This window comes from Galbibacter sp. L-19 (genome assembly GCF_056857615.1).
Genome location: NZ_JBSXNL010000044.1, coordinates 1 through 5,581 on the forward strand (window position 1 = coordinate 1; position 5,581 = coordinate 5,581).

Consider the following 5,581-nt stretch of genomic DNA (forward strand, 5'->3'; position numbering starts at 1 on the left):
GTATACTTGTCTGCTCTTTTATCGCTTCAATGGCTACTTTGGCCTTAAAGGATGCGCTGAATTTTCTTCTTGATGTTTTCATATTGACAGGGTTAAAATTACAACTTAATTTCCTGTCCTAAATTTGGGGAGTATTATATATAGTCAGAAAATAAAACTACATTTGTAGAATCTTACCAAACAGAATTTTTATATAAAGAGTGGTTTAGTTTTAATACTTGAAGTTGATTGTTTAGGAGTTTAAACAATCTTTAAGTGATTTCCTGGATTATCAAATTGTTGAATTAATTCTTTTACGTAGTCAACATAATCTACATGCACACGAAGTTTAATACCTCCCAAAGCATTAGAATAAAAAGGAGAAATACCAATCATAGTTTCGTTCTCAAAAAAAAATGGAATTTCTTCTTCTGTAAGTATAAACTTAAGAATTAGATACTCATGCGGATAAGTATACGTAGCAACCAAAACAAAATTTTTCATTCTGTGCGGATTAATTCACTTAAAAATAAGGAAAATTTCCTTTTAAAAATAAGAAGTTTATCTTTATAAAACTTTATTGGTAGTAGTTGTATCTATGGAACGTGCAGTTTCTAAATGTTCTTTTTTATCTAAAGAATAATTTATATAGCTAGCAAACGACAAAATTCCTGCCAAGAAGACAAGAATAAAAAAGAGTATTATTTTATATAATTTTTTCAATGTATAAAGTGATGTCTATTTAATAGACGATGCAAAAGTATTATTGTTACACAATATTTAATAAAACTTTAACTTTTAAAATTAATTAGATTGCTTCTATAATAATTAGTATTTTACTAGAAGAATAAAAATATATGACGAAAAGAAAAAAAAGAGCCCAAAAGCACAAAAAAAATGAGCTTACAAAAGGCATTTTTACTGTATTAGAGAGTAATAGAGAAAAGAGTTTTAATTATAAGCAAATTGCTGCTAAATTAGATATAACAGATACCAACGGTAGAAATTTAATTATAAAAAGATTGGGTCAATTAAAAGATAAACAACGAATAGAGGAGGTGGAGAGAGGAAAATATAAGGCAATTCCGTCGCAAAATTATTACGAAGGAATTGTAGATATGACAGGCAGAAATAATGCGTATGTAATATGTGAAGATTTAGATTCTGACGTTTTTGTTCCTTTTAATTTATTAAATAAAGCATTACACGGAGATTTAGTAGAAGTGTATGTTTTTCCGAGACGTAGAAAAGGAAAGAAAATAGAAGGGGAGATTACCAAAATTTTAGAACGTAAGAAAACTACTTTTGTAGGAATTGTTCAATTACAGAAAAACTTTGCGTTTGTAAATCCTACAGATTTTAAAATGTACAGTGATATTTTTGTTCCTAAAAATAAAATTGGGGATGCAGAGCATGGAGATAAAGTAATTGTAGAAATTATAGATTGGCCAAAGGATGCCGATTCTCCGAACGGTAAAATTGTACAAGTTCTAGGTAAACCAGGGGAACATGATACAGAGATTCATGCTATTTTAGCTGAATATGGTTTACCTTATAATTTTCCTGAAGAAGTAGAACACTATGCTAATAAATTAGATACTTCTATTACAAAAGAGGAAATTGCAAAGCGTAGAGATATGCGAGATGTTCCTACATTTACTATAGATCCAAAGGATGCAAAAGATTTTGATGATGCACTTTCCTTCCAAGTTTTAGAAGATGGTAATTTTGAAGTAGGTATTCACATTGCAGATGTTTCCCATTATATAGATTTGGATTCTGTTTTAGAAGAAGAAGCATACAATCGTGCTACATCGGTTTATTTAGTGGATAGAGTAGTGCCTATGCTACCAGAAATTCTGTCCAATAATGCTTGTTCCTTACGTCCTAATGAAGAAAAACTAACTTTTTCTGCGGTTTTTAAAATGAATAAAGATGCGCAGGTTTTAGATAAATGGTTTGGTAGAACTGTTACCTATTCTGATAGACGTTTTGCATATGAAGAAGCACAAGCCATGATAGAAAATCAGAATAATAGTGTTCCTGCTGATGTTTCTTTAACTGGCCAAAGCTACGAAGTTGAAAACCATATTGCAGAGGCTATTATTACATTAGATGAAATGGCAAAATTGATGCGCGGTAGACGCTTATCTGCAGGTGCTATTTCTTTTGATAAAGTGGAAGTTAAATTTGAACTCAATGATAAAAGTGAACCTATTGGTGTTTATTTTAAAACTACCAAAGATGCTAACAAACTTATTGAGGAATTTATGTTGTTAGCTAATAGAAAAGTTGCAGAATTTATAGGCAAGCAAAAGAAAACTTTTGTTTATAGAGTACACGATGAGCCAGATGACGAAAAATTAATGCTTTTACAAGGCGTTATTTCTAAGTTTGGATATAGTATAGATATGAAAAGTAAAAAAGCTGTAACAAGCTCTTTAAATGCTTTATTGGAAGAAGTTCAAGGTACTAAAGAACAAAATCTTGTAGATACGCTTACTATTCGTACTATGAGTAAAGCTGTTTATACTACAGATAACATAGGGCATTACGGACTTGCTTTTGACTATTATACACATTTTACATCGCCAATTCGTAGGTATCCAGATGTTATGGTGCATCGTTTATTACAACATTATCTTGATGGAGGTGCTTCTGTAGATGCCGAAAAGTATGAAGCTAAATGTAAACATTCATCGCAAATGGAATATTTGGCTACCAGTGCTGAGCGTGATTCTATAAAATATATGCAGATTAAATTTATGGAAGGACGTTATGACGAAGAGTTTATAGGTGTTATCTCTGGGGTTACAGAATGGGGAATTTATGTGGAACTTGTTGATAATAAATGTGAAGGTATGATTAGAACTAGAGATATTAAAGACGATTATTATGTTTTTGATGAAAAGCAATATGCGCTCGTTGGAGAATCTACTAAGAATATGTATCAGCTAGGAGACGAAGTGTTTGTAAAACTAAAAAGTACAGATTTAGTAAAACGTCATTTAGATTTTGAACTTACCGGAAAGAAAATTAATGGTTAATAGTTTGTAAAGTATAAAGTTTTAATGTGGAAAGTGTATAGTATTTAAAGTCAATAATCTAGATTTTAGAGAATAGAATAAAGAACATAGAATCAAGACTTTCGCTGATAGAAAAAGGAATAAAGAGAAAAGACCGCCGCAGGATACTTTTGGTTGCATCTTTAAGTGTAAATTTATAAAGTAAAAAGTTAAAGTAGATAGTGTCGAGATAAGAAAATTATTTTTTAACTATCAACTGCATACTTTGCTAATCTTAACATTTTTTATCATTTTAAATTTCATATTCCACTTAATTGTAGATTATCTTTATCAAAGCTTTTATAAACCTTTAATACGTTTAAAGTGTAATTGAAAGAATGATTAATGTAGATTTTAAAAATCGAAAAATAAAAACCACTTAGTGGTAAATGGATTATGAAAAATATAATTGTAGTAAGTATCTTTTTTTTAACTTCTTTGGCATTTGGACAGGATAATATTACCAAAGAATTAGGAGAATTTCATGAAGTTAAAGCATACGATGGTTTATCTGTAAAAATTGTAAAAGGAGATAAAACAAAAGCAGTAATTTCTGGTAAGAGTCCCTCTGATGTTGTTTTTGTTAATAAAGGAGGAAAATTAAAAGTTAGGATGAATATCAATGAAGTTTTTAATGGGTATACCACTTTTGTTGTTTTATATACTAATGACATAATTGATGTTTTAGATGCCAATGAAAACGCTATGATTTCTGTAAAAGAAACAATTGAGCAGGTAGATCTTGAACTTAGAGCACAGGAGGGTGCTAAAATTGAAGCCGATTTAAAAGTAGACAGATTGGATTCTAAAGCAATTACAGCTGGAGTTATTACTATAACTGGAACTTCCAAAAATCAAGAAGTTATTGTAAACACTGGTGGTAGGTTTGAAGGTGGAGATTTAGTATCAGAACAAACAGAAGTAGATGTCAAAGCTGGGGGAGTAGCAGATGTTAATGCCACAGAATTTGTAGATGCTAAAGTAAAAGTTGGAGGAACAATTAATGTTTATGGAAGTCCAAGAGTACTTCAAAAGCAAACTTTTGTTGGAGGTACTATAAATGAATTATAATAAAATTTTAATTTTAAAATATTTAAAATCATCATAATTGGTATTAAGTTATGATGATTTTTTATTTTTGATATTTCTAAATCAATCTAAAACACCTGTATAGTTTTCTTTTTTCTCTTAAAGAGATTTAATTTATTTCAGTTTTTCTGAATTTTTATAAAATTATTTCAATGATTGAAGACGTTTTTAAAGCAATACCACTCGGAATTCTTTTGGCATTTACCATAGGTCCCGTGTTTTTTGTATTGTTAGAAACGAGTGCAATTAAAGGTTTTAGAGCTGCTTTTAGTTTTGATTTAGGGGTTGTTTTAGGAGATATTGCTTTTATTCTAATAGCTTATTTTAGTACAAATAAGATTCTTCATAAAATTAAAGACGATCCTTCTTTGTTTATATTTGGTGGTATTTTGCTTATTACTTATGGAGTAATTTCCTTTATAAAATGTAAAAGCGATTATAAAAAGGATATAAGAAATGCCATTAATCAAGTAGTGGTAAAGCGCAATTATATGCGACTTTTCTTTAAAGGATTTTTATTGAATTTTATAAATGTTGGAGTGTTAGGTTTCTGGTTAGGCATTATTATTATTTTTGGACCTAAATTAGAAATGAACGATGATAGAATTTTTATCTTTATAACTACTATTTTAATTACCTATCTTTTTATTGATTGTATTAAAATTTTACTTGCAAAGCAATTACGGAATAAGCTTACACCTAAGCGAATTTTTAAAATTAAACGTATAATTAGCTTGATTCTTGTTCTTTTTGGCTTTGTACTAGTCCTACAAGGCTTTTTCCCTAATGAAAAGCAGAAGATAGAGAATGTTATCCAAGATATTAGAGAACGTTAATATGAATGCTTATTTTAATTTATTGCCTCAATTAAGTTTATTGCTCTTTATTGCTATTACTTTTTTATTTAGTTTTTATGATAAAATTTCTGATTGGAGCGGTACTATTTCTTTTTTAAAACAGCATTTTAAAGGCACTTTTGTTAAATCTATTGTACCATTAACTCTTTTTTTAATTACTATTTTAGAACTTTTAGCTGGGATTTTTTCTATAATAGGAATTTATAATGTTTTTTCAGGAGATAAATATTTTGCAATCTTAAGTTGTATAATTTCTTTATTGGTATTATTTATTTTTTTAATTGGCCAGCGAATAGCCAAAGACTTTGATGGCGCTATGAAAATTACAGTTTATATTATTCCTGTAGTTTTTTGTTTTTATTTGCTTGTAAATTAAGATTGTTGGTCTATAAAAGTAAATTGATTTAAAAATAGTTACGAATAATGTTTTTTTTCTTTTTTCTTATTGCAAAGTATAATACTCCCCAAATTTAGGACAGGAAATTAAGTTGTAATTTTAACCCTGTCAATATGAAAACATCAAGAAGAAAATTCAGCGCATCCTTTAAGGCCAAAGTAGCCATTGAAGCGATAAAAGAGCAGACAAGTATA

Annotated in this window: 5 protein-coding genes; 4 read left to right on the forward strand and 1 reads right to left on the reverse strand. The window is 29.0% G+C overall.

Going from position 1 to position 5,581, the window contains the following annotated elements; all coding sequences use genetic code 11:
- Positions 1 to 240: 240 nt before the first annotated feature.
- On the reverse strand, positions 241 to 483 hold the full coding sequence (locus AC13CQ_RS05715) for a hypothetical protein (protein WP_008611489.1): 243 nt from the start codon (positions 481 to 483) through the stop codon (positions 241 to 243).
- A gap of 353 nt (positions 484 to 836) precedes the next feature.
- Between AC13CQ_RS05715 and rnr the strand changes: the two genes are divergently transcribed.
- The 4 genes from rnr to AC13CQ_RS05735 all read left to right on the forward strand — a co-directional run bounded on the left by rnr (position 837) and on the right by AC13CQ_RS05735 (position 5,366).
- Positions 837 to 3,026 carry a ribonuclease R gene (gene rnr / locus AC13CQ_RS05720; protein ID WP_474506893.1) on the forward strand — a complete coding sequence of 730 codons (2,190 nt, stop codon included), beginning with the start codon at positions 837 to 839 and terminating at the stop codon, positions 3,024 to 3,026.
- A gap of 414 nt (positions 3,027 to 3,440) precedes the next feature.
- Positions 3,441 to 4,115 carry a head GIN domain-containing protein gene (locus tag AC13CQ_RS05725; RefSeq protein WP_474506892.1) on the forward strand — a complete coding sequence of 225 codons (675 nt, stop codon included), beginning with the start codon at positions 3,441 to 3,443 and terminating at the stop codon, positions 4,113 to 4,115.
- 170 nt (positions 4,116 to 4,285) lie between these two features.
- Positions 4,286 to 4,969 carry a LysE family translocator gene (locus tag AC13CQ_RS05730; RefSeq protein ID WP_474506891.1) on the forward strand — a complete coding sequence of 228 codons (684 nt, stop codon included), beginning with the start codon at positions 4,286 to 4,288 and terminating at the stop codon, positions 4,967 to 4,969.
- Positions 4,941 to 5,366 (forward strand): DoxX family protein, encoded by a 426-nt coding sequence (locus AC13CQ_RS05735; RefSeq protein ID WP_474506890.1) that lies wholly within the window; start codon positions 4,941 to 4,943, stop codon positions 5,364 to 5,366. Before AC13CQ_RS05730 ends, AC13CQ_RS05735 begins: the two co-directional genes overlap by 29 nt.
- The last annotated feature ends 215 nt before the right edge of the window (positions 5,367 to 5,581 follow it).

What these genes read in the sequence shown, in the direction of transcription:
- AC13CQ_RS05715 (WP_008611489.1), bottom strand. Translation starts at nt 483, where the DNA reads ATGAAAAATTTTGTTTTGGTTGCTACGTATACTTATCCGCATGAGTAT.
- rnr (WP_474506893.1), top strand. Translation starts at nt 837, where the DNA reads ATGACGAAAAGAAAAAAAAGAGCCCAAAAGCACAAAAAAAATGAGCTT.
- AC13CQ_RS05725 (WP_474506892.1), top strand. Translation starts at nt 3,441, where the DNA reads ATGAAAAATATAATTGTAGTAAGTATCTTTTTTTTAACTTCTTTGGCA.
- AC13CQ_RS05730 (WP_474506891.1), top strand. Translation starts at nt 4,286, where the DNA reads ATGATTGAAGACGTTTTTAAAGCAATACCACTCGGAATTCTTTTGGCA.
- AC13CQ_RS05735 (WP_474506890.1), top strand. Translation starts at nt 4,941, where the DNA reads ATGTTATCCAAGATATTAGAGAACGTTAATATGAATGCTTATTTTAAT.